Annotated in this window: 22 protein-coding genes; 7 read left to right on the plus strand and 15 right to left on the minus strand. The window is 56.8% G+C overall.

The window, feature by feature from the left end:
* Nucleotides 1-15: 15 nt before the first annotated feature.
* Genes AC4IHP_RS20785 through AC4IHP_RS20800 form a run of 4 tightly spaced genes read right to left on the minus strand, consistent with a single transcriptional unit; the run spans nucleotide 16 to nucleotide 3807 of the window.
* Nucleotides 16-663: a CpsD/CapB family tyrosine-protein kinase gene (locus tag AC4IHP_RS20785; protein WP_039762796.1), complete on the minus strand. Its 648-nt coding sequence runs from the start codon at nucleotides 661-663 to the stop codon at nucleotides 16-18.
* Nucleotides 663-1409 carry a sugar transferase gene (locus tag AC4IHP_RS20790; protein ID WP_490832622.1) on the minus strand — a complete coding sequence of 249 codons (747 nt, stop codon included), beginning with the start codon at nucleotides 1407-1409 and terminating at the stop codon, nucleotides 663-665. Before AC4IHP_RS20790 ends, AC4IHP_RS20785 begins: the two co-directional genes overlap by 1 nt.
* Before the next feature lie 14 nt (nucleotides 1410-1423).
* Nucleotides 1424-2458, minus strand: a complete 1035-nt coding sequence (locus AC4IHP_RS20795) for an NAD-dependent epimerase (protein ID WP_490832623.1) — start codon at nucleotides 2456-2458, stop codon at nucleotides 1424-1426.
* Nucleotides 2455-3807 (minus strand): UDP-glucose dehydrogenase family protein, encoded by a 1353-nt coding sequence (locus tag AC4IHP_RS20800; protein ID WP_460118198.1) that lies wholly within the window; start codon nucleotides 3805-3807, stop codon nucleotides 2455-2457. Before AC4IHP_RS20800 ends, AC4IHP_RS20795 begins: the two co-directional genes overlap by 4 nt.
* Before the next feature lie 389 nt (nucleotides 3808-4196).
* Between AC4IHP_RS20800 and AC4IHP_RS20805 the strand changes: the two genes are divergently transcribed.
* The 7 genes from AC4IHP_RS20805 (at nucleotide 4197) to AC4IHP_RS20835 (ending at nucleotide 11744) form a co-directional block, all read left to right on the plus strand.
* Nucleotides 4197-5894, plus strand: a complete 1698-nt coding sequence (locus AC4IHP_RS20805; RefSeq protein WP_490832624.1) for a sulfatase-like hydrolase/transferase — start codon at nucleotides 4197-4199, stop codon at nucleotides 5892-5894.
* Between the two features lie 206 nt (nucleotides 5895-6100).
* Nucleotides 6101-6754, plus strand: a complete 654-nt coding sequence (locus AC4IHP_RS20810; protein ID WP_490832625.1) for an ABC transporter ATP-binding protein — start codon at nucleotides 6101-6103, stop codon at nucleotides 6752-6754.
* Nucleotides 6754-9222 (plus strand): ABC transporter permease, encoded by a 2469-nt coding sequence (locus AC4IHP_RS20815; RefSeq protein ID WP_490832626.1) that lies wholly within the window; start codon nucleotides 6754-6756, stop codon nucleotides 9220-9222. Before AC4IHP_RS20810 ends, AC4IHP_RS20815 begins: the two co-directional genes overlap by 1 nt.
* On the plus strand, nucleotides 9212-10279 hold the full coding sequence (locus tag AC4IHP_RS20820) for a lipocalin-like domain-containing protein (RefSeq protein WP_490832627.1): 1068 nt from the start codon (nucleotides 9212-9214) through the stop codon (nucleotides 10277-10279). The genes AC4IHP_RS20815 and AC4IHP_RS20820 overlap by 11 nt, the downstream gene beginning before the upstream one ends.
* A 339-nt stretch (nucleotides 10280-10618) precedes the next feature.
* Entirely contained in the window at nucleotides 10619-10861 is a 243-nt protein-coding gene (locus AC4IHP_RS20825; RefSeq protein WP_490832628.1) for a hypothetical protein, read from the plus strand.
* An 11-nt stretch (nucleotides 10862-10872) separates the two neighbouring features.
* The gene (locus tag AC4IHP_RS20830; RefSeq protein WP_073474315.1) at nucleotides 10873-11073 is read left to right on the plus strand and encodes a hypothetical protein; all 201 of its coding nucleotides are present in this window, start codon (nucleotides 10873-10875) and stop codon (nucleotides 11071-11073) included.
* A gap of 86 nt (nucleotides 11074-11159) precedes the next feature.
* Entirely contained in the window at nucleotides 11160-11744 is a 585-nt protein-coding gene (locus tag AC4IHP_RS20835; RefSeq protein ID WP_490832629.1) for a hypothetical protein, read from the plus strand.
* Nucleotides 11745-12065: 321 nt separating this feature from the next.
* On the opposite strand, the gene AC4IHP_RS20840 is transcribed toward AC4IHP_RS20835, so the two are convergent.
* The 11 genes from AC4IHP_RS20840 to tssI form a co-directional block, all read right to left on the minus strand.
* Nucleotides 12066-12893, minus strand: a complete 828-nt coding sequence (locus tag AC4IHP_RS20840; RefSeq protein WP_490832630.1) for a glycosyltransferase family 2 protein — start codon at nucleotides 12891-12893, stop codon at nucleotides 12066-12068.
* Between the two features lie 155 nt (nucleotides 12894-13048).
* Entirely contained in the window at nucleotides 13049-13546 is a 498-nt protein-coding gene (locus AC4IHP_RS20845; RefSeq protein WP_490832631.1) for a hypothetical protein, read from the minus strand.
* 118 nt (nucleotides 13547-13664) lie between these two features.
* The gene (locus AC4IHP_RS20850; RefSeq protein WP_490832632.1) at nucleotides 13665-14855 is read right to left on the minus strand and encodes a hypothetical protein; all 1191 of its coding nucleotides are present in this window, start codon (nucleotides 14853-14855) and stop codon (nucleotides 13665-13667) included.
* Entirely contained in the window at nucleotides 14848-15486 is a 639-nt protein-coding gene (locus tag AC4IHP_RS20855; protein WP_490832633.1) for a hypothetical protein, read from the minus strand. The genes AC4IHP_RS20850 and AC4IHP_RS20855 overlap by 8 nt, the downstream gene beginning before the upstream one ends.
* Before the next feature lie 34 nt (nucleotides 15487-15520).
* The gene (locus AC4IHP_RS20860; RefSeq protein ID WP_122506397.1) at nucleotides 15521-15883 is read right to left on the minus strand and encodes an ASCH domain-containing protein; all 363 of its coding nucleotides are present in this window, start codon (nucleotides 15881-15883) and stop codon (nucleotides 15521-15523) included.
* A gap of 9 nt (nucleotides 15884-15892) precedes the next feature.
* The gene (locus tag AC4IHP_RS20865) at nucleotides 15893-16348 is read right to left on the minus strand and encodes a transposase (protein ID WP_490832634.1); all 456 of its coding nucleotides are present in this window, start codon (nucleotides 16346-16348) and stop codon (nucleotides 15893-15895) included.
* 25 nt (nucleotides 16349-16373) lie between these two features.
* The gene (locus AC4IHP_RS20870) at nucleotides 16374-16589 is read right to left on the minus strand and encodes a hypothetical protein (protein WP_156089181.1); all 216 of its coding nucleotides are present in this window, start codon (nucleotides 16587-16589) and stop codon (nucleotides 16374-16376) included.
* A 196-nt stretch (nucleotides 16590-16785) separates the two neighbouring features.
* Nucleotides 16786-17754 (minus strand): tetratricopeptide repeat protein, encoded by a 969-nt coding sequence (locus AC4IHP_RS20875; RefSeq protein ID WP_122506395.1) that lies wholly within the window; start codon nucleotides 17752-17754, stop codon nucleotides 16786-16788.
* Nucleotides 17747-20755 carry a hypothetical protein gene (locus AC4IHP_RS20880; RefSeq protein WP_490832635.1) on the minus strand — a complete coding sequence of 1003 codons (3009 nt, stop codon included), beginning with the start codon at nucleotides 20753-20755 and terminating at the stop codon, nucleotides 17747-17749. The genes AC4IHP_RS20875 and AC4IHP_RS20880 overlap by 8 nt, the downstream gene beginning before the upstream one ends.
* Before the next feature lies 1 nt (nucleotide 20756).
* The gene (locus AC4IHP_RS20885) at nucleotides 20757-21590 is read right to left on the minus strand and encodes a DUF4123 domain-containing protein (RefSeq protein ID WP_122506561.1); all 834 of its coding nucleotides are present in this window, start codon (nucleotides 21588-21590) and stop codon (nucleotides 20757-20759) included.
* A partial coding sequence (tssI, locus tag AC4IHP_RS20890) for a type VI secretion system tip protein TssI/VgrG (protein WP_490832636.1) occupies nucleotides 21575-22666 on the minus strand: 1092 nt, incomplete at its 5' end. The genes AC4IHP_RS20885 and tssI, both read right to left, overlap by 16 nt.

The raw sequence follows: 22666 nt of genomic DNA on the forward strand, positions 1-22666 counted from the left end.
ATCCTTTGCGTTCGCTTACAGGTTTTTGTAAAGCCATTTGGGCATGTAGTACTTGCGCCGGTTGAACACGCTGCCGACCACTTTCGCCCCAGCCTGAGTCAGGCGTTGCACAGCGGCCTGGGCGACTTCCCAGCGGGTGTCTTCGGCGCGCACGACAAACACCACGCCGTCGACCTGAGTGCTGATGACCAGGGTGTCGGCGGCGGAGTACACCGCGTCGCCGTCGATCACCACAAAGCGGTACTGGCTGCCCAATTGATCGAGCAACGGGCTCAGGCGTTCGGCGGTCAGGTGTTCCAGCGTGCGGATCGGCCGACCATTGGGCAGCACGTGGAAGGGCAGGCTCGACACCTGCACCACGCAGTCCTGCAACAACGGCGGGTTGTCCGGGTTGAACAGCAGGTCGCGCAGGCCGCGCTCCTTGCCGAGGTTCATCTGCTGGGTGAGGTTGTTCGCCGACTGACTGGCGTCGACCAGCAGCACCTGGCCGCTGCTCATCTGTGCCAGTTGACTGGCCAGTGCTACAGCGCTGGTGGTGGTGCCGGCGCCGGGGTTGGCGGCGGTCAGGAACAGAATGCGCAGATCGAGATCCAGCACGGTCGAAGTCAGATTCGATTCGCTGGGGCTGGCGATGCTCAGGCTTTTATTGGTTGAACCGTCCATTAGCTTGCTCCGTGGCCGCTGAATACTTTGAAGGGGGTTTTCAACAGAATCTTCAGATCAAGCAGAAGGCTCTGCTCGGCGATGTAGCTGAGGTCCAACTCAACGCGCTGGTCGAAGTCGATGTTGCTGCGTCCGGAGATCTGCCACAGACCGGTCATGCCGGGGTAGATCGCCAGACGCGCGAGGTGATTGTCCTTGTAGCGGTAAGCGTTGAACGAGGTCGGGCGAGGGCCGACCAGGCGCATGTCGCCGGTCACCACGTTGATCAGGTTGGGCAGCTCGTCGAGGCTGGTGCGCCGCAGAAAACTGCCGATGCCGGTGACGCGCGGGTCCTTGTCGATCTTGAAATCGATGGCGTCAGCCCCGTGTTTGTTCAGGTGGCGCAGCGACTCTTTGAGTTCTTCGGCGTTGCTGACCATGGTGCGGAACTTGAACATGCCGAACTTGCGCCCGCGATAACCGGTGCGCTTTTGCACGAACAGCACCGGCCCCTGGCTGGTGAACTTGATGGCCAGGGCCAGGCCCAGCAGCACCGGCGAGATCAGCACGAGAATCGTCAGCGCACCGAGGCAGGCGACCACCCGATTGGTCCGCGACAGCTGCCATGGGCGGCCGCCATCGCGGCCGCTGAGCCAGCCGCGACCCAGACGGTGGATCGCCGCGTCGAGGCGCATGCGATGTTCCGGGTCGACGCGCTTGTCAGGGCGCATCTGTGCAATCGACACACTTCTTTCATGTCCAGTCATGGCGTCCTCCGCATTCATTCAGCCGCAAGCGGCGCACGGGCAGTGGGGTAGTAGTTGCGGAACCAGGCGATGAAACGGCCCAGTCCTTCATCCAGTTCTATCCGGGGCTGGAATCCGGTGGCCTGGGCCAGATCGCTGGCCTCGGCGCAGGTGTTGAGCACGTCGCCCGGTTGCAGCGGCAGCAGCTCGACAATGGCTTTGCGATCGAGGTGTTTTTCCATGAGCGCGAGGTAGGTTTTCAGTGCGACCGGCTGCTGCCCGCCGATGTTGAACAGGCGCCACGGCGCCATGCTGCTGGCGGGGTCGGGCTGTTCGCGATCCCACTGCGGATTGGCTTGCGGTGGCTGATTAATGAGGCGGGCGATGCTTTCGATAATGTCGTCGATGTAGGTGAAATCGCGCTGATGCTCGCCGTAGTTGAACAGCTTCAGCGGCTCGCCTTCACTGATCGCCCGGGCGAACTGGATCGGCGACATGTCCGGCCGGCCCCAAGGCCCGTACACGGTGAAAAAACGCAGGCCGGTGCAGGGAATGCCGAACAGATGGCTGTAGCTGTGCGCCATCAGTTCATTGGCTTTCTTGGTCGCGGCGTACAACGACAGCGGATGATTGACGCCATCCTTCACCGAGTAAGGCGTGTGCTGGTTGGCGCCGTACACCGAACTCGACGAGGCATAGATCAAGTGCTCGACCGGGTGATGCCGGCAGCTCTCGAGAATGTTCAGGAAACCGTTGAGATTGCTGTCCAGATACGCCCGTGGATTGTCCAGCGAATAACGCACCCCGGCTTGCGCGGCCAGATGGATCACCACTTGTGGCTGCTCGCGGGCGAACAGCGCGTCGATCGCTGAAGCGTGGGCCAGATCCACCGTGGCCAGCGGAAAATCGCCAGCCTGCTCGCGCACCCACTGCACGCGATCGTGCTTGAGCTGCGGGTCGTAGTAGTGGTTGAAATTGTCCAGGCCGACCACCGAATGTCCGTCGCGCAGCAAACGCAGGACGCAATGGGCACCAATGAAACCGGCGGCACCGGTCACCAGAATCTTCATGGCCGCAGCCCTTCAGGGGCGATGTGGCGCAGGCCGATGCCGCTGTAATGCAGGCCGGCGGCGGCAACCTGTTCCGGGTTGTAAAGGTTGCGCCCGTCGATGATCACCTTCGAGCGCAGCTTCTCGGCGAGCAGCTCGAAATCGACCACGCGGAAGTTTTTCCACTCGGTGCAGATCACCAGCGCATCGGCGTCTTCGAGGGTGTCGTCGCGGGTCGCGCACAGGTGCAGGTCATTGCGGTAGCCGTAGATGCGTCGGCACTCGGACATGGCTTCCGGATCGTAGGCCTGCACGCTGGCGCCTTCGGCCCACAACGCGTCCATCAGATAACGGCTCGGAGCTTCGCGCATGTCGTCGGTGTTCGGTTTGAACGCCAGGCCCCAGACTGCAATGGATTTGCCGGCCAGGCCCTGGGGAAACTGCGCGCGCAATTTGCTGAACAGGATGTGCCGCTGGCTGTCGTTGACGTCGGTGACGCTGCGCAGCAGTTTCAGCGGCATGCCGTTGTGTTCAGCGGTGTGCAGCAGAGCCCGCAGATCCTTGGGAAAGCACGAGCCACCGAAGCCGCAGCCCGGATAAATGAAGTGGTAGCCGATGCGCGGGTCGGAGCCGATGCCTTTGCGTACCGCTTCGATATCGGCGCCGAGCAGTTCGGTGAGGTTGGCCAGTTCGTTCATGAAACTGATGCGGGTGGCGAGCATCGCGTTGGCGGCGTACTTGGTCAGCTCGGCGCTACGGTTGTCCATGAACATCAGTTTTTCGTGGTTGCGGCAGAACGGCGCGTACAACTCGCTCATCTGCTCACGGGCAGCATCGTCGCGGGTGCCGATGATGATCCGGTCCGGGCGCATGCAGTCGGCGAGGGCGCTGCCTTCCTTGAGAAACTCCGGGTTGGATACCACGCGCACCTGCAGCTCGGATTTGCCCCGTTGCAGCAATTCGCTGGTGGCCGTGGCCAGCACCTGATCGGCAGTCCCGACCGGCACCGTGGATTTGATGATCAAGGTGCGATCGGCCTCCATCAGGCCGGCGATCTGCCGGGCGACGTTAAGCACATGGCTGAGATCGGCGGAACCATCTTCGTCCGCCGGGGTGCCGACGGCGATGAAAATCAGCTCGGCGTGAGTCACCGCATCACTGGCCTGGGTGCTGAACAACAAACGCCCGGCCTTGATGTTTTCTTCAAGTGTTGCGGACAGGCCTGGCTCACTGATGGGCGGTACCGCTTGTTGCAGTTGTTTGATCTTGTTCGGATCGATATCAATGCATAAAACCCGATGGCCGACATCGGCAAGTGCAGCGGCTTGTATAAGTCCGACATAGCCAGTGCCAAATACGCTCACGTCCATCTGCGCACCTCAATAAAACCAGAAAAGTTAACTACGGAATGAGATTGTTAAAGGGGTATAGCGCAGGGTTTGAAAAGCGTGTCAGCAAAATGACATGTTGCACGGGTATAACACTTGAGGCGTTTTTGGCGATTGGCCATCAAGTCATTGCTGCGATTGAATTTGTTGTTTATTTGCAGATTTGTTCAGATTCAATTTAACCGACAGACGGTCTAAGTGCCCGAAATTAAAGGCTTTAAGCGCTGAGGGTGTGTCAGATTTGAGTCACCGTTTTTTTGACGCTTTGCCCGGTTATCAGTCATTTCTTGCGCTTTGATGGCCGGGTGCTAGTGTCAGGTTCTGACCGACAAAGCTTTGACATCTGCCCTTTTCCGATCACCGGTATCGCCATGTTCAAATACGCCAAGGAACTGCTCTTAGTTGCCTATCTATTGCTCTTTTCCGACTATTATCTGGATCGGTTAAATGCTATCGGGTGGGGTTTCAATGCACTTGTTTTTGGCGCGATGTTTTTGGCGCTTACTTTCGCGTTATATCTAACTGCCTATATACGTCAGGCTCTCGTTCGACATGTGTTCGCATTAACGCTGTTTGTTGCGGCGGTTTTTTTCGATGTCTATACCCGGGTCACGGCGGATTACCTGAGGTACAGCGATTTTGTCTCGCTGGTGTACTCCGGCGGCTTCATTCAGGAAGCCGCGTATCAGTACCGCGATGCGATCCTGCGCGCGGTGCTCAGTGGCTTGCTGCTTTTGTTTGGCATCGGGCTCAAGCCGCGTCATGCGCTATTCATACCCAACACATTGCGCATCTTGGCGCCCGTTTTCGGCGTACTGATGCTTAGCGCACTGCTGTTTTTACGTGCAGGCGAGGGCGCACGTGGGCTGCCGATCATGTATACGCCTTTGGCCTACCTGAACCTGTTTGCCTACGAAGCGCTGCACGACACCGTTGGCCCGCGTGAAGCAGTGACGCTCGCGCGCGCCGCGCCTGCCGTCGGCCACGACATCGTGCTGATCATCGACGAAAGCATTTCCGGCAATTACCTCGACATCAACGCGCCGTTCGGCGTGCACAGCAACCTCAAGCAAGCGCCGGCCGGGGTCGATGTTTTCAACTTTGGCTACGCCGCGTCCATTGCCAATTGCAGCGCCGACACCAACGTCACCTTGCGCTACGGCGGCACCCGCGCCGATTACATGCGCATCAACAGCACGTTGCCGTCGATCTGGCAGTACGCGAAAAAGGCCGGGCTCGCCACGGTGTACATCGACGCCCAGCGCACCGCCGGCAACCTGCAGAACCTGATGACCGCTGCCGAGAAAAACGACATCGACAGCTTTGTGCAATTCGACCAGACCAGCGTGCGCGACCGCGATATGGCAGCAGCGGCGAAGCTGATCGAACTGCTCAACGACGATCGCCCCGAGCTGATCGTGATCAACAAGGTCGGCGCGCATTTTCCGGTGCATGACAAATACCCGGACGCGTTCATGGCCTACCGGCCGACGCTGCCACGCGGGCAGTTCACCGAAGTTGCCGATACTGGAGAGCGCGCCGGTTTCAACGGTCAGCCGGATGACTGGCTGCTGTATCGAAACGCCTACAAAAACACGCTGCTGTGGAACGTCGGCGAGTTCTTCGCCCGGGTATTTGCCCAGGCCAATCTGAGCAATGCGCTGCTGATCTACACCTCCGATCATGGCCAGGATCTGCATGAGCGCGGCAACCCGGGCTTGAATACCCATTGCGGCGGCGACCCGGTGGAGGAGGAGGGGCTGGTGCCGCTGGTGGTGATCCAGGGCCGTGGGTTGCAGACGCCGGACTGGGCGGCGAATCTGCCGGCAAACAAGGACCGCTCCAGCCACTACAACATTTTCCCGACGCTGTTGCAGGTGATGGGCTACGACTTGGGCGCAATCGAAGCGCTGTATGGCAAACCGCTGAGCGTGCCGACGGCGGATGAGTTCACCTTCAACTACCGCTTCAATGCGCGGTTGGGCGCCAAGCCTGAGTGGAAGCATATCGACCTGGGCAGCATCGTGACGCCTGAGCGGGCGCCGGCGAGTGTGGCTTCCGGGCAGTAAGATTTGAGTTGCTCGGGCGGGCCTCTTCGCGAGCAGGCTCGCTGCCACAGGGGGATCGCGTTCCAATGTGGGAGCGAGCCTGCTCGCGAAGGCGTCTGCACAGGCGACGCCACTCTGAGCTCCTGTTCAAGTGCGACGGATCACCAGCGGACAAAAACCATTCAGGGCCGCTATCCTAGGCCCAGGTTCACTGATCGGGTTTGCCCATGCTTGAGGTTCGCGACGTTTTCAAAAGCTATGCCACTCCGCAGGGATTGTTGCCGGTGCTGCAAGGCGTCGACCTGACGCTGGAGGCCGGTGGCAGCCTCGCGCTGATGGGCGAATCGGGCAGTGGCAAAAGCACTTTGCTGCATCTGGTGGCCGGGCTGGACAAGGTCGATAGCGGCAGCATTCGCAGCGGCGGACATCGTCTGGAATCCATGAGCGAAGCGCATCTGGCGAACTGGCGGCGCACGGAAATCGGTCTGGTGTTTCAGCAGTTCAACCTGATCGGCAGTTTGCGGGTGGAGGACAATCTGGCCTTTCAGGCGCGCCTGGCCGGGCGCCATGAGCCGCGCTGGCAGGCGCATCTGGTGCAGCGTCTGGGTCTGGGCGATCTGCTCTCGCGGTATCCCGAGCAACTTTCCGGCGGCCAGCAGCAGCGGGTCGCATTGGGTCGGGCATTGGCCTCGCAGCCGAAATTGCTGTTGGCCGATGAACCCACCGGCAGCCTTGATGAAGCGACCAGTGATGAAGTGCTGCGGCTGTTGCTGGAATTGCTCGATGACACGCCGACGACCCTGCTGATGGTCACCCACAGCCAGCGCGTGGCGGCGCGATTGGCCCAGCGTGTGGTGTTGTCGAATGGGCGGGTCGCCTGATGATCTGGCGCCAAACCCTGCGCGCGCTGCTCAGCCACTGGCGGCGCCATCCCGTGCAGTTTTTCAGTGTGCTGACCGGGCTGTGGCTGGCCACCAGTCTGCTCACTGGCGTCGAGGCGCTGAACAGTCAGGCGCGCGACAGCTACGCGCGGGCCAGCCAGATGATCGGCGGCGCACCGCAAGCCAGCCTGAGCACGCCGAATGGGGCATTGTTTCCACAGCGCTGGTTTATCGAATTGCGCCGTCAGGGCTGGCCGGTGTCGCCGGTGTTGCAGGGACGGCTAACGCTCAAGGGCCACGAAGACCAGCGCATTCAGGTGATGGGCATCGAGCCGGTGTCGCTGCCGACGGATTCCGCAGTGGCCGGGCAGGCGATGCCGATCGAGCGCATCGTCGAATTTTTCAGCCCGCCGGGCAGCACCTGGATTTCTCCGGACACCCTGCAAATGCTCGGCTTGCGCGAAGGTGATACAGCGCAAACCGCGAACGGCCAAACCCTGCCGCCGCTGCTCGCGCAGAAGGACATGGCGCCGGGCCTGTTACTGGTCGACATCGGCGTAGCGCAAAGACTGCTCGACCAACCCGAGCAATTGTCACGGCTGTTGTTGCCCAAAGATTTTCATCAGGAATTACCGGCCAGTTTCAACGACCGCTTGCAGCTCAAAAGCAGCGGCGAAGAAAACAATCTGGAGCGGTTGACCGAGAGCTTTCACCTCAATCTCGATGCCCTTGGATTTCTGTCGTTTCTCGTCGGCTTGTTCATCGTCCACGCCGCCATCGGCCTCGCACTGGAACAGCGCCGAGGCTTGCTGCGCACATTGCGCGCCTGTGGCGTCAGTGCACGAATGCTGATCGCGTGTCTGGTGCTTGAACTGGGTGCGCTGGCGCTGATCGGTGGGGTGTTCGGTGTGATCAGCGGCTATTGGCTGGCCAGCGTGCTGCTGCCGGACGTCGCCGCCAGCCTGCGCGGTCTGTATGGCGCGGAAGTGGCGGGGCAGTTGCGTCTGAGTCCCTGGTGGTGGTTCAGCGGTGTCGGTCTGAGCCTGCTCGGCGCGTTGCTGGCCGGGGCCAACAGCCTGCTGCGAGCGGCGCGCCTGCCGTTGCTGGCGGTGGCCGATCCGCAGGCCTGGCATCAACAATATTCGCGCTGGTTGCGCCGGCAGGGTTGGCTGGCGATGGCACTGCTGGCGATTGCGCTGGCGGCGCTGATCTGGGGCGACAGCCTGAGCAGCGGCTTCGTGCTGATGGCCGGGCTGTTGCTCGGTGCCGCGCTGGCCTTGCCGGTGCTGCTCAGCGCGTTGTTGAACCCGTTGCTCGGGCGCAGTCGGTCGGTGCTCGGCCAATGGTTTCTCGCCGACTGCCGCCAGCAACTGCCAGCCCTGAGTCTGGCGCTGATGGCGCTACTGTTGGCGCTCGCGGCCAACATCGGCGCCGGCAGCATGACCGCCGGTTTTCGCCAGACCTTCAACGACTGGCTCGAACAACGCCTGAGCGCCGAGTTGTACGTCAACCCGGCCAACCCGGCGCAGGCCCGCGAGATGCACAGTTGGCTCAAGCAGCAGTCGAATGTGAGCGCTGTGCTGCCCAACTGGCAGGTTTCGGTGACGCTGCAAGGCTGGCCAGCCGATGTCTACGGCATTATCGACCATCCGCACTATCGCCAGCATTGGCCGTTGCTCGACAGCAGTGGCAGCGATCCTTGGGGCAAACTGGCCACGGATGATGCGGTGATGCTCAGCGAACAACTGGCACGACGCCTGAAGTTGAAGCCCGGCGAGCATCTGAACATTCCCACGCCAAACGGCACGTGGTCGCCGCGCATCGTCGGCATCTACGCCGACTACGGCAATCCGAAAGGGCACGTGCTGATCAGCAGCGAGCACCTGTTGCGCGGCTGGCCGCAACTCACGCCCAACCGCTTCAATTTGCGTATCGATCCAGTGCAGATTCCGGCGCTGCTCAACGCCTTGCAGGCGCGCTTTGCGCTGGATGACAACCGCGTCGTCGACCAGGCCCGGCTCAAGGGCTGGTCGGTGCAAGTCTTCGAACGCACATTTGCTGCGACGGCAGCCTTGAACAGCCTGACCTTAGCCGTGGCTGGCGTGGCGCTGTTCATCAGCTTGCTGACGCAAAGTCAGAGTCGTCTCAGTCAACTCGCACCGCTGTGGGCCCTGGGCGTGACGCGCAATCAATTGATGCTGCTCAACCTCGGCCAGACGTGGCTGCTGGCAGTGCTGACCTTGATGCTGGCGCTGCCGCTGGGTATCGCCTTGGCGTGGTGCCTGGATGCGGTGATCAACGTACAGGCGTTTGGCTGGCGACTGCCGTTGCGGGTTTTTCCATGGCAGTTGTTGCAACTGATGGGCCTGGCTTTGCTCGCGACTTTACTGGCTTCGGCATGGCCGCTGTATTCGTTGTATCGCACGCAGCCGGCGGATTTGCTGAGGACGTTTGCCCATGAGGATTAACAGCGTCGTGTTGATGCTGGTGCTGCTGCTTGCTGGCTGCGATCAGCCTGCACCCGAGGACAAGGGCTTTGCCGGCATGGGCGATCAGGCGCAATCGTTCACCCCGGTAGTGCCCGGTCGGGTGTTCAGTTTCCCCGCCGATCACGGTGCACATGATGGTTTTCGCATCGAGTGGTGGTACGTCACCGCCAATCTCAAGGATCAGCGGGGCAATGACTTCGGCGTGCAATGGACGCTGTTTCGCAGCGCCCTGACACCGGTTGCCGAGCAAGCCGGGTGGGGCAATCAAACAATCTGGCTTGGCCATGCGGCGGTTACTTCGCGCTCGGTGCACCACGCCGCCGAGCGCTACGCCCGGGGCGGAGTAGGGCAGGCCGGCGTGCGGCTGGCGCCGTTCGAGGCGTGGATCGACGACTGGATGTTTGCCAGCCAAGCTCAGGATCCGTTGAGCGACATGCAACTCAGTGCTCGTGACAAGAATTTCGCTTATCAACTGCGCCTAAACTCCAGCCGCCCACTGGTGCTGCAGGGCGACAATGGCTTCAGCCAGAAATCCGAAGAAGGCCAGGCCTCGTACTACTACAGCCAACCGTTTTTTCAGGCCAGCGGCACGCTGCAGATCGACGGCCAGACCTACACCGTCAGCGGCCCGGCGTGGCTCGATCGCGAATGGAGCAGTCAGCCACTCACGGCCAATCAAACGGGCTGGGACTGGTTCTCGCTGCACCTGGACAGCGGCGAACACGTGATGCTCTATCGCATGCGGCAGAAGGACGGCGCACCTTATCTGACCGGCACCTGGATCGCCGCTGACGGGCAGATTCAGACATTGCGCAGCGAGCAGATCAGCCTAGTGCCGCAGGATCCGGCCAAGGTTGCTGATCGGCCGATGCCGGTGAAATGGTCGATCCGCATTCCCGACAAGAAGCTGGAGATCAGCGTCGATGCAGTCAATCGCAATGCCTGGATGAATTTGCGTATCCCGTACTGGGAAGGGCCGGTGAAGATCAATGGCAGCCATCCTGGCCAAGGTTATCTGGAAATGACCGGGTATTAACGACAGGCGCTGTCTCCCTGTGGGATCAATCCCTCCACTCAGCCTTGCGACGTCGCCGATGGGTCAAAATCAAAAGCAGGTGAGCTGACACTCGACCTATAGGTGAAGTGGGACTGTAGGCGCTGCCGAAGGCTGCGATCTTTTGATCTTGCTCTTGCAGGCGTGAGCCTGCTCGCCACGGCTTTCTCAAAGATACTAATGGATAGCGGATAACCCCAATCCCTGGGGGAGCTGGCTGGCCAGCGATGGCGTCAACAAGGCCACCACTGATCAAACCGCTCGGAACTCTCTCTTCGCCAATACGCTCTACCCAGAAACCCGCCATTTTCGGACTCACTCATGAGCGACGACTTGCAACTCCCAGACCTCAACACCTGGCAACGCCTGTTCGACGATCAGACTCTTTGGCAGCAGTCGCCCGACGCTCACTATTTCGATCTACAGCGCATCGCCGATGACCTGCTCGGCCAAGGCGCGATCGATCTTGAGCAATGGCAGTTGTTGCGCGCCAAAGCCGACGATCTGCACAAGCAGTCACCCGAGGTCAACGTCGCCCGCGAACTCGACGATCCCGAAGCCTGAGGACTACCGCCGTGAATACCACCATCAACCAGAACGACAACCCCGACGAACCACGCCCCGCCGGCGAAACCGAACGCGATAACGACGCCCTGCGCCCGACCGATCCCAAGCAGCGGCAGGACAGCGGCAAAGGCACACCGAGCGGCGAGTCCACCGCTCAGGAAACCGCCAAGCCACACACCCGAGGGCCGCAAACCCAAGTCAAGCCCTGAACAGCGTCTATGCTCACTGGCACGCCCGCTGCTGAAGTCGATTTGGTGGCGGGCGTCGCCATTTCATCACAGGGAAAGTAATGCATATGAAGCTCGACGCTCTAGCCAAGGCCATAACCCTCGCAACGCTGCTTTCTGCCGCCAGTTTCGGCGCACTAGCTGCCGACATTCCGTTATCCGCCGTCGTTGAGGCCGATTCCGTTACCACCAAAGTGCTCGCCGTCGACCCGGCCAATCACCAGGTCGTGCTGGAAGGCCCTGAGGGACGTCAGGTCCACGTTCAGCTCAGCGACAAAGCGAAAAACCTCGCCAATCTAAAAGTGGGGGACTTGGTGAAGATCGAAGTGCAGCGGTCTGTCGCCGCTTATCTCGATACAGATGTGGATAAAGGTCTGCCAGGCACCACCGAGCGTACCGGCGAACTGCGCAAAGCCCCAGGCAGCGATAACCCTGGCGGCGAAGCCTATCGTCAGGTTCGGGTGCAGCTGAAAATCAGCAAAATCGATTTGAAGACCAATCAGGTCACCCTCGAAAATCCATCCGGACAATCGAAGACGCTCGATGTGAAGAAGCCGGAGATTCAGGCCAAGTTGAAAGATCTGAAAGTAGGGCAAAGCGTTATTGTCACTTATACCGATATCCTGAAAGTGACCAGTCAGCACGATAGTTGAGTATTAACTCTACAAGTTGATTGCTCTTGTACAACTTTATGTATGAGAGCAATCATATAAAGTTTTTTGTAAGACAATTCTCGAGAAAAATCGGTAAAACACAGTTTTTAACTTTTCAGTGCAAAAATTTCATGTTTGCCCATGACGACATGTCCACTTGTTTGAATTAAAATCCTCGGCGTTCGCCCAGTGTCAGGGCTCTTTACCGGTGCATGGATTGCCAGGCCATAACACTGGGCGAACTCCACGACTTGCAAAGTTGTATACAGATTCTGGAAACAAAAAGGGCGACTTTGCAGTCGCCCTTTTTGTTGTTTTCGATTAGGTGGAAGCTTGCATGCCCGCTTTGCCGTGCTGCCCCTGTAAGCGCTTGAGTGTCTGCTGGTACATTTTTGTACGGCGATGATCCTTGCCATACGTGCCTGCCGCCGCGACGGTGCCGGCCTGGATGTGATCAAGGTAGCGGAAGATCTTCCGCGGCGAGAGAAACCTGACGCCATAGCCCAACCCGACCATTCGATCCTGAAGTGTGTAACCAGGCACCTCCTCATCCATGCAGAAGTGCAAACCCAGCGACTTCATCAAACGCGCATTCCACAGCGTACAGAAACTTTTCAGATGCGTTTCTTTATACGGGCGTGGTGGTTTCGAACGCAGGCCGAAATGAACTTTTAGCCGACGAACATGATGTTTGCAGAACCGCGAAGTTAAGCGCCAGGTATCACGCAGTAACCCACGATCAAGTTGCTCAACACAACCGACCGCCGCCATGTCCGCACTTTTCGTGCATTCGCGCATCATCATCGCGAACACTTCCATGTCGTAGACAAAGGTGTCGGTGTGCAGCAGAAACAAGTAATCGGTCTCAACTTTCGCCAAGGCCAGATCCAGCGCCTTGCCATGGGCAATATGCCCCATTTCCTTACCCGGCGACGGCCGCTCGATCAGATTGATCCAGTCCAGTGAGCGCAAATAATCGAGGCTGGCATCCGCCGAATCGTTATCCACCACCCACACTGGAATGCCCTGCGCCTGGACATGCTCGCGCAACAGCTCCAGACACATGCGGGTAATGTCCGGTGTTTTGTAATTGACCAGAACGAGGCTGAAGTTGGAATGCGGCAGGGTAGGCAGATCAAAGGCTTTCATGTCGGAGGGACTCATCCACGGCTCAAGACGACAGGTTGATGAGCCGGGATGCTAGCGAGGGAAGCTTAGGTGAAGCTTAATTTGGGAGGGGGCACCTGCGGGAATATGACGACGTATATGGTTGGAGATGACTGCCGGACCTCTCCATGCGATTGTCAGGTTCCGAAGTAAAGCTCATCCAGTTGGCGCTTGCGGATTGCCAGGTATTCGTCCCATACCTTGGGAAAATCCTCATCTCGGGTTAGCGGAAAAGTCAGGTAGATGTGTTTTCCGACAACACTGACGTACTGGCGCGCACGTTTGAAGGCCGGCTGTTCGTATAGTGCAAGGCTTTCGTCGTAAGTGTCGTGATGGTGGCGAATCGTTACTCGATGAGGGGCAATCATCCCTCGCGCAAAATCGATTACCCAGTCGCCGTCTATGGCCGTACGCAAATAGCCGTAAACACCATCGACCGAGAGCAGGATGCAGGTGTTGGCTTGGTTGCCGTCCCAGTCGTTCGCTAGAACAATCTGGTCTGCGAAGTATTTGATCGTCTGGTTATCCGGACCCTGTAGAAGCAAGCCCCAGCCCTCGACGCCCATGCGAAACTCGCCAATGTTTTGAAAGGTTGCGGTCCATTGATTGGCAAGTGTTATCTGACGGGTATTCATTGGGTTTTCAGACTCGAGATTTCCGACTTATGGTGTCGGATAAACCGAAAAAAATCGGCTTTACGTTTTAACAGATGTTAAAAATCCAAAGAAATAGACGAACTTGGTTGCTCACATTTCATCCATGCAAACCCGCCGCTTTGCACGCTTCGACGAACGTGGTGCCTTTTTTGTCCATGGCAGTCTTGACCATTTGATTGGCTTTCACGAATGCAGCGGTGGGCTTGGCCCATTGCTCTGGTGGCAACGGCTCAGACCATGTTTGCACTTGCTCCGGAAGGGTAGGCCGCCCTTTGCGATGCGCCCATTCGGCTAGCATGTAAGGCATCTTCCAGAAGCTCAGCACGCGCCACATGTACCAGCGGCGCAACGGCCAGTAGGATTTTTTCGAGTAACCGTAATGCTCGCGCTGCTCGGGCGTCAGTTCGTCACCACCCTCGTCCAGCGACCCCATCGCGCGTGCGTCTTCGCGTTCGATCTCGAAAGTGTGTAGGCCTTCGTACGGTTTGAGCCGATCACCGGATGGAGTCAAACCCAGTGCCTTGAGCATCGGGTTTGGAGCATCTACCAACTGACCGTCTTCCATGTAATTACGAATTGACGTCCACATCCCTAAAGCATGTGCATCGCTGGGTTGTGGTAGCAGGAGGAATTGCACTTTGTCCTGCTCCTCATCCTCCAGACCCATGCCGAACGTGTACTGGCGAGTAGCGCCATAACTGGTGACGCCCTGAGTGTTGGAGACCCAGGCGACTACGCTTTCCCAAGGTACGATGAGGGCGCGGCGGGTTTTGCTGTCGACGTAGCAGACTTCGCGGCGTTGGCGGTTGAAGCGGACGGGGTAGGTTTTTGCTGATGAGTAGACACTAGAGATCATTCCATAGACGTAAGCGCCTATCGGAAGAAAGGAGAGTAGGGAAATACTTATGGACACTTGAATAAAACCGAATAGTTCGCGCCACGGATCACTAAAGTGCTCGGGGTAAAAAATCACTCCGTAAGCAATCACAAGGCTTGGCATTATGAACGCCAGAAATATGGGGAACCATAGTCCTGCCGCTAATATTTTTCCCTGCTCAACGGTCCCCCAGTTACTCCCACCTAGCTCTAAAAATGTGTCATTCACCTCCGAAAAATTTCTACGAGAGGACTGCGTCTGTCCTGTGTAAACGGGCAATGGCGAGAGAAATAGAGTTTCATTCAACCCGCTATCGCGGATTTCCCCCGCGTTTGGGCGCTTGCTGTGTATATCTGGTGCGGCTTCGGTCGATACGATTTTATCTTTGCGCTTCAAAAGGCTCTTAAACATCGACAGTCGCCAGGTCTTCTTGTTTGAACAAAATGAATTGAGATTTATTTATGCCATTCGGCAATGTGTCTACGGACTCTACCTTAAAGACACCTCGCGTTGGGGTGCGTTTATATGATGCGCCAGTGATATGCAGGTCACGAAGTACAAAACAGGTTTCGTGCATGATGTCGCGCTCGGCTTCCAATTGATAGGCGATGTTCAGCGCCAAGGCAAAATCGGTGGTTTGCAGCGAGTCACTTATCGGCAGGTGGAGTGTCAATGCCTCGTTGCTTTTGCTAACCACAACAAAGCGGGTGACCCAAGCGGACGAGCGTTCCTGCCACCTTAACGGGAACGGACCTGGCGCGTATCCAATATTTTTTGGAGTGTCGCGATACTGCTCGTACGCTTTCAACTGTAATTTGCGAGTGTCCATTTCCTGTGTGCTCACACCAGGAACTACCAGTTTCAAATAGGTCTGTTTGGCATCGCGGATCATTTTGCAGGTAGGTTTTTGCACAACTTTTGCCAATTCGTTCCACTCATCCTGTGCGGTACGGTTTTCGGTCTTGTTCCCCCAAGCGCTGCTCCGCATCCACTTTTGCAGGTCGTCCAGATTGAAGTAGTTGTAAAGGCCTTCACCTACCAATGTAAGCGTCTGCCCAACACATCTTGCTCAATGTTCAGCGTCTGTCTGGGAGTAGGAAATCTACCTCGTAGATACCCCGTGCCGCACGGATGGTCACAGGGTGTGTGACTGGCCTTACGTCACTCAACTCCCATGCGAGCCAGCCATCCTCAAAATAGCTTGCACAGGCCGCTTGCATGTCAGCGAGGATGAAAGGGCGCACGGTTTTCACGCGCACAATTGCGACGGCAGTACCGTTATCGTCTTCGTCCCCATCGTTATGGAGAAAACGCCCGTTTTCCACAATCACGAGATCCTCGGGAGGATTTAAGTCTGGATGCCAACGACGGACTTCGAGGATTTTCTCGCCAGAAGCGATTCGGCCTCCACTGGGCCGTACAATTGATAACGCCTTTATGGTTCTCTCCTAAAAATTAGACGCTTGGGAAATAGTCGCTTCGATAGGATTCCACTTATGCGGCAGAAGCTCGGCGATCTCACTCGCCCGTTGCGTCGGTAGGCGTGTAAGAACATCCTTGAGGTATGCATACGGATCATGCCCATTGAACCGCGCAGACTGGATCAAACTCATGATCGCTGCGGCACGTTTACCACTGCGTAGCGAGCCTGCGAACCACCAATTCGAGCGGCCAAGAGCCCACGGCCGAATCTGATTCTCGCACCAATTGTTATCGATGGGCACAGCACCGTCATTCCATTTCTGGACGAGGTTGGCATTGAGGTTGTGGGTCAAGGCGACATTGGCAATTGAGGTGTCAGCCTGCGCACACTCGGCGATGACCTGGGGCTTAAATGACTTGGAATAGGAACGGCGTTCTTGTGGCATGGGCGTCCGCTTAAAAAGGCTAAAAATGGTGTCCACTTAAATTTAGGTGGACACCATCGCCTTAAGCGATGGCATCAGGAAGGTGTGTTGCCCGGACGGTTACCTTGCACCCGGCCTGGGCACCGGCGAAGACTTCAAACTTCGCCAGTTCGCCGGATTTTTCGGCCATGTCGACGCCGACCAGGCTGGTGTAGCCGGTTTTTTGATCCAGGGTCAAATCGCGCGACAGCATGAGGCTTGCGCCAGCGAAGCCCCAAGCCTTGGCTTGAAGATCCAATGACATTTTGCCGAAGTTGACACTGCGTACGCTGCCGTCGTGGGCCTTGTATTTCGCTATCCAGGGATCAGCCGTTGCCCGTTAAGGGAACTCGACTTTCTGCAAGTTTTAAGGTCGGCGATCTTCAGTCCTTATAACTTTTTAAAAAAGTTTTGACTATGTTGAACTAGAGTTGAGACTAATGCCATGTGAGAACTCAATAACCATAAACGGGAACAAAATAAGAAAGTGGTGGGCGTGTTTTCTTCCATTCTTCCGCAAATAGAAGACCTTGCTTGATGTCTTCTTTGGTCATTTTTTCAGTGATTTTTGGGAGCATTCTTTCGCCGTCTTCAGCTGCTGTCCCGCCACCCTCGAATTTAGACAACAGATAGGCTAGTCCATAAGCCTCAATCAAGTTTTTTGGGTAGTCTAGATCGTTTGGTATATGGGCTACGCTGAGGGCGTAATTACCAACCGCGCTGACGTATCCGCCTTCGGCCGATTTTTTTAACCAATAAGCAACTTCTTCTTTCCTCCCTCCATGTTCAAATAAATAATTGGCATAAAAATACATTGCTTTGGGGTATCCACCTTCAGCTGACGCTTTGTACCACTTTTGAATGGTTTTTTCGCGGCTACCCGGAACGATGAACCATCCTTCCCCATCTTCGTAGATTCCTGCGAGTGTATTCTGTGCTAGATGATCACCTGCCTCCGCTGCCATTTCTAACCAACTGAATCCTTGTTTGGTTATGAATAGAACGGTCATTGCTTCAGTGTCATTGTTTTTAGCTCGTTCCTGAGCTAGTTGTATTGCTTGTTCTCGCCATTCGTCTGCACTCTTACCACCGCAGCTTTTCATTTCATTACAGATATCACTCTTACTGCTTAGTCTTAGCATTGCGTAAAGGTTGCCCTGTTGCGCAGCTGCTTCATACCATTTTCTTGCTTCATCAGTTGTGTACCGGTTGCTCAGCCGAATCGCCTCTGCCAAGTAATATTGGGCTGTCTCGTCACCCGCAATAGCAGCACTTTCCAGTAAAGGTTGAGAGTCGTACCAGTCGCTTTGCTGATACAAAATTAGTCCTCTCTCTTTTTTCGACTGCTGTTCTTGTGTTAGTTGTGCAGAAGCTGAGTAGGGAAAAAGGACGAATAGAAATAAGCATAATACGATTTTAATCAATGTTAGGTCCCTTATAGCTTGCTTTTGTATCTTGGATTGGAGCGAAAGCCGGGCCCTTATAGATGGTGTTGTACTCACAGTGTCCAGTTAGTCGGGCGCCCAATCTTGCTACATGCTCGCGATAAATTCTTCTTGATTCGTTACTGGTCTTATCCAGAGCCTTAACTCGTTCAGCCATAAATGAATCGAGCTTGAATTTGTTTTTACAATATGTAAGCCCGGCTTGCGGTGATCGCAATCCATCCCGATTCATACGTATAATTGCCTCTTCGAACTGCAGAGTAGCGTTAGGGTTGGATGATATCCACCCTAAACACCGTTCGATCGCTCTCTGCTGTAGTTGATATGCCTCGTCTTCCTTGACGCTTTTATTGTCTTGGTCTTCTTCTATTGAAAAAGATTCAGGAGATGAGCTAAGGGTCAATAGCAACGGTCCAAGTGCCTGTGGCTGCAAGTTACACACCCATTCCTGCATCTCTTTCTGTTTTTTGTCGGTGACGATTGAGTAAGCAATCAATCCCCCACGCCCCCCCTCAGTCAGCGCATCAAATATCCCTTTAACAATGGCATATCCACGCACATAGGCAAACGCCACATCGATACCAGTGGCGCCTAGGAAGCTCAGCTTTTGCAGATAGTCCATGGCTTCCCCATCGACCCACTCAAGATCCTTGTATTGGTTCGCGGCCATTTCCTGTCGCACCAGTTCCGTCAAGGCCACGATGCTGTCGTAGCCGACTTCAAAGGTCAAATACCCTTTGACGCCTGCGCCCCAGACCAGCGCGCCCTTGATCGATAACAGCAGTAGGCCGTTTTGCATCCGCAGGTGCATGTCGCCGTTGTAGCCGGCGCCGATGGCTACGGCCGCTTCAACTTCCAGTTTGGCCAAAGGGCGCCACTGGTTGGCTGAAATACGATTTGGCACGGGAGCAGGAGGGAGGACGCTTGGGGGAGGGCACCAGAACAGTTTGCCGGTTACCTTGCACCCGGCCTGGGCACCGGCGAAGACTTCAAACTTCGCCAGTTCGCCAGATTTTTCGGCCATGTCGACGCCGACGAGGCTGGTGTAGCCGGTTTTTTGATCCAGGGTCAAATCGCGCGACAGCATGAGGCTTGCGCCAGCGAATCCCCAAGCCTTGGCTTCCAGATCCAGAGACAGTTTGCCGAAGTTGACGCTGCGCACGCTGCCGTCATGAGCCTGGTATTTTGCGATCCAAGGATCAGCCTTTGCCCGTTTAGGAAGCTCGACTTTGAGCAAGCTGACTTCGCCTCGCCACGCTGTGACATCCAGTGCAACTTCTACGTTGGCAATCTGAGGGGAACCACTTTTAAGAGTGGGGCCTTCCATTTTGACTTCGGACAGCAAGTTGGCGCTTTCCGGAAGTAAGCATCGAACGAGTTGGGCCTGGGGGCTGTTGTCGAACAGCATGAGATTGCGCAGCTGTTTATCTTCGAAAACCATGGCTTTCAGATTTTCGCCCCAGGTTTGGCGTTTGGCTTCGGCTTTCAGGCTTTCGACTTTGTAGCCTTTGGCTTCCAGCGCCGCGAAGAACTTATCAGGCACAAACAGTCCATTTTCATCGAACCATGGTCCCTTTTCATCGAATTGGAGCGCGCCTTCCTGTTCCAGCCAATCGCTGAATACCCGATCGTCATCGGCCTCTTTGGCAATCGATTTTGGCAGGCTGGTCGCAAGCTCCTTGAGCTGGCCTTGGAATGCGTTACCACTGATTTGTGCCAGATGTTTCAGGCTGATGTGGTTGAGTATCGTTGTTGACGAGGCGCTACTGAGTTCGCGCAGAGGTATGTTGGTTTTGGCCAGACGTTCGATCGGCTTTGGCTTGTAGCTTTCCGGTTCCCACATGAACAGGCGGGGTGGCTTGAGCCCACGTACACGCGCCTCTGCAGTGATCTGGATTCGCTCTGCCTCGTTATTCAGGTCGTACCACTGCTTTTGCAAACTGACGAACAGAACGCCGGGCGGTGCGGATTTGCCGCCAGTGGCCGACACCCATTGAGAGTAACGCTCCTCGATTTTTTTCTCGAGCTCATCGCGTTTGTCGGTCAGCTTGATAAACGCCTGAAAATCCTCGGTACCGGCGTACTGGTCATCGGGACTCAGCGCAAACTCGGGAACTGCAATCCCGCACTCGGCAAGCTCCACGATCGCATTGATGTACTTGGACATCAGGTCTTTCAACGCCAGGATGTTGAGCTGAACACCCCTTAGTTTTTTTTCGTCGATCTCGCCGGTTTCGATCAGCTTTTTGTGAAGCGCCTTGTACTCTTTCAGGTGTTCCCAAGCCGAAGCGATCTTGCCGGTGCCAGGGTCAAACATTTTGTAGCCGTGGGCTTTCGCCTTGTCGCGTTCTTCAATGTATTTGTCAATTGCATCACGCGCCTTCAAGGCACGCGGGGTGTAAAGAACGCCGTTTTCCCGTTTGTACCCCAGTGTCTTTGCTTTCGCATCGGAAACTTTTTCCAAGGTTTGCATGTTCTGCTGATTTGTCTCGATGCGTTTTCCGGCATGGAACATCTCACGTTCGGCATGCATTACCGCGTCGCTATCACCTTTGGCCTTCGCCGCTTCCCAATCCTTGCGGCACTGTGCTTTTTTTGCAGTGTCCTCGGGGATTGCCGCTTTCGACTCCACATAACTGGTGTGTTGCTCACCTTCTAGAAAAGCTTCCGGACCCGGAGTGAGGAAGTAGTCCATCAACCCTGCATCGGCGATGTTGCTCATGCGCGCGGCTTTATCCGTGTCTACGGTCTTCTGCTTGAGCAGGCTGACGCTTTCCTTGAGTTTCTCGGACGTGCGCTTGGGCAACAGCCAGAAACGGCGCTGACCGGTAACGTAGATGATGTCTTCATAGCTGCTGCTGCAGCCCGGCTTCTTGTCTTTGCAGAACGTTTCCGCATCGGCAGTCTTTTTTGGCGGATCGGCCGGAATGACGACAGGCGGCTGTTCGGATAGGGATGTTTGTTCGGACGTACCTGTCATCTCAGACTTCCATTCGTTGTACTTTCTCGAATGCTGGCATGTCGCTGCTCAGCAAGTTCATGACGTCAGTGCGCGCCTGCAACGGACCTTGGTTTAGATTCGGCAGCAGGCGCTCAAGATGACGTCCTTCTGCAATGCCGTGGTCCACCAGCAGTTGCAAATTATCGGCCACGCCAGACAGCTGCGAGTCCGATAAGCCTACAGCGGACTCGGCGTTCCGCAGCCGAATCCAATACCACCAGCGGATTTCATCGAACGCTATCAGCGTGTTGATCTTTAGTTGCAACGGATATTTTTGTTCGCCATTAGAGGCATCAACTTTTTCTCTTTGTTCCCAAACACGCCATTGTTGATCATCGCTGTGGGCGGGCGGGGTATATACGATGTCCCAAGGGCCGAACAGAGGTCGGGCGGGTACCGTCAGCGCCAGCGCGCTCCAGAACGCCGGGTCGTAGTAGCGAGCTAGCGAGTCACCATGAGCCGGGTCGTTCATGCGCAGGAGGCGACGAGCATGCAAGAGCGCGGTCTCCGGTTTTTCACACGATGTGAGCAGAATACCGGCGCGGTTGTCGCGGCATAGCTCAAGGGCTTGGGCGGCGGCAGGACTTCCCGCTATCAGCTGTATCCAGATCGGACTGACATCATTCATTTCGGCAAACGGCGTGTCCTGAAACAACTTTTCAACACCCGTCAACCCGGACTGTTGGTAAAGCTTTTCCAGAGCCCGAGGCTGGCGAACGCTGTCGATGATGCCGTACAGGGTGCGGTTTCCAGTGGTGCCCAATGGCGTCGTGGCCACGGTTTTTTCCAGGAAATGACTTAGCCATTCAGACATGGGCAAACCTCACGCGAGCAAGCGCCATTAGCTTGCTTTCCACAAATCGGAACAAGGGGAAGGCCTTGAATGCTTTTTCGTACAAACGGGTTCGCCATAGGTGGCACTGTTACCTGCCCCGCCTTATCCGCATCAGCCTGTTTTAAAGGCCCCGGCATCAACGGCGCAGCACCGGTCCCACTGCCCGGGCTGCCACCGGAATTCATATTGATCACCGGTCCGCTCATGGTCACGCCGCCAGCATCAATCTTAATGAAGCTGCCGCCACCCACCAGCGTGAGTTCGGCGCCGGCTTCCATCACCACTTTCATGCCGCTGCTCAGGTGGATTTCCTGGCCGGCGTCGATGAACTGACCGGTGCCGATCTTGATGTGCTGGTTCACACCGACGGTGAGGTGGTCGTTGGCGCGGGTTTCGACTTTGCGGTCGGCGTAGACGGTGTGGTGTTCTTCGGCTTTGAATTCGCTGTAGCTGTTTTGCTCGACGGTGTCGTGGCGTTCGTTGCCGACGCGGATTTTCTGGTCGTGCTCGATGTTTTCGTCCCAGTCGCGCTGGGCGTGCAGGTAGATCTGTTCCTGACCTTTCTTGTCTTCGATGCGCAGTTCGTTATAGCCGCCGCCACCCATCGAGCTCAGGGTCTTGAAGGTGCTGCGGGTCTTGTTCGCCGGCAGTGGGTAGGGGACGGTGTTTTCCTTGTGGTACAGGCAGCCGCTGATCAGCGGTTGATCGGGGTCGCCTTCAAGGAAGGTGACGAGCACTTCCATGCCGATGCGCGGGATGGCGATGCCGCCGTATTGGGCGCCGGCCCAGGCGCTGGAGACGCGCAGCCAGCAGCTGGTTTTGTCGTCGGCCTGACCTTCGCGGTCCCAGTGGAACTGGACTTTGACCCGGCCGTATTCGTCGCAGTGGATTTCTTCGCCTTTCGGGCCGGTGACCACCGCGCTCTGGCTGCCGAGGATGCGCGGTTTCGGGTGGCGCAGCGGCGGGCGGTTGGGCACGTCCCACGGCGTGGCCTGGAAGCGGTTGCGGTAGCCCTGGTGGAAATCGTCTTTGAGTGCGGTGGTGTCACTGGTCAC

The organism is Pseudomonas sp. UF-293 (genome assembly GCF_058245595.1).

Coding starts and splice junctions, on each gene's coding strand:
- AC4IHP_RS20785 (WP_039762796.1), bottom strand. CDS start 663: ATGGACGGTTCAACCAATAAAAGCCTGAGCATCGCCAGCCCCAGCGAA.
- AC4IHP_RS20790 (WP_490832622.1), bottom strand. CDS start 1,409: ATGACTGGACATGAAAGAAGTGTGTCGATTGCACAGATGCGCCCTGAC.
- AC4IHP_RS20795 (WP_490832623.1), bottom strand. CDS start 2,458: ATGAAGATTCTGGTGACCGGTGCCGCCGGTTTCATTGGTGCCCATTGC.
- AC4IHP_RS20800 (WP_460118198.1), bottom strand. CDS start 3,807: ATGGACGTGAGCGTATTTGGCACTGGCTATGTCGGACTTATACAAGCC.
- AC4IHP_RS20805 (WP_490832624.1), top strand. CDS start 4,197: ATGTTCAAATACGCCAAGGAACTGCTCTTAGTTGCCTATCTATTGCTC.
- AC4IHP_RS20810 (WP_490832625.1), top strand. CDS start 6,101: ATGCTTGAGGTTCGCGACGTTTTCAAAAGCTATGCCACTCCGCAGGGA.
- AC4IHP_RS20815 (WP_490832626.1), top strand. CDS start 6,754: ATGATCTGGCGCCAAACCCTGCGCGCGCTGCTCAGCCACTGGCGGCGC.
- AC4IHP_RS20820 (WP_490832627.1), top strand. CDS start 9,212: ATGAGGATTAACAGCGTCGTGTTGATGCTGGTGCTGCTGCTTGCTGGC.
- AC4IHP_RS20825 (WP_490832628.1), top strand. CDS start 10,619: ATGAGCGACGACTTGCAACTCCCAGACCTCAACACCTGGCAACGCCTG.
- AC4IHP_RS20835 (WP_490832629.1), top strand. CDS start 11,160: ATGAAGCTCGACGCTCTAGCCAAGGCCATAACCCTCGCAACGCTGCTT.
- AC4IHP_RS20840 (WP_490832630.1), bottom strand. CDS start 12,893: ATGAAAGCCTTTGATCTGCCTACCCTGCCGCATTCCAACTTCAGCCTC.
- AC4IHP_RS20845 (WP_490832631.1), bottom strand. CDS start 13,546: ATGAATACCCGTCAGATAACACTTGCCAATCAATGGACCGCAACCTTT.
- AC4IHP_RS20850 (WP_490832632.1), bottom strand. CDS start 14,855: ATGTTTAAGAGCCTTTTGAAGCGCAAAGATAAAATCGTATCGACCGAA.
- AC4IHP_RS20880 (WP_490832635.1), bottom strand. CDS start 20,755: ATGACAGGTACGTCCGAACAAACATCCCTATCCGAACAGCCGCCTGTC.
- AC4IHP_RS20885 (WP_122506561.1), bottom strand. CDS start 21,590: ATGTCTGAATGGCTAAGTCATTTCCTGGAAAAAACCGTGGCCACGACG.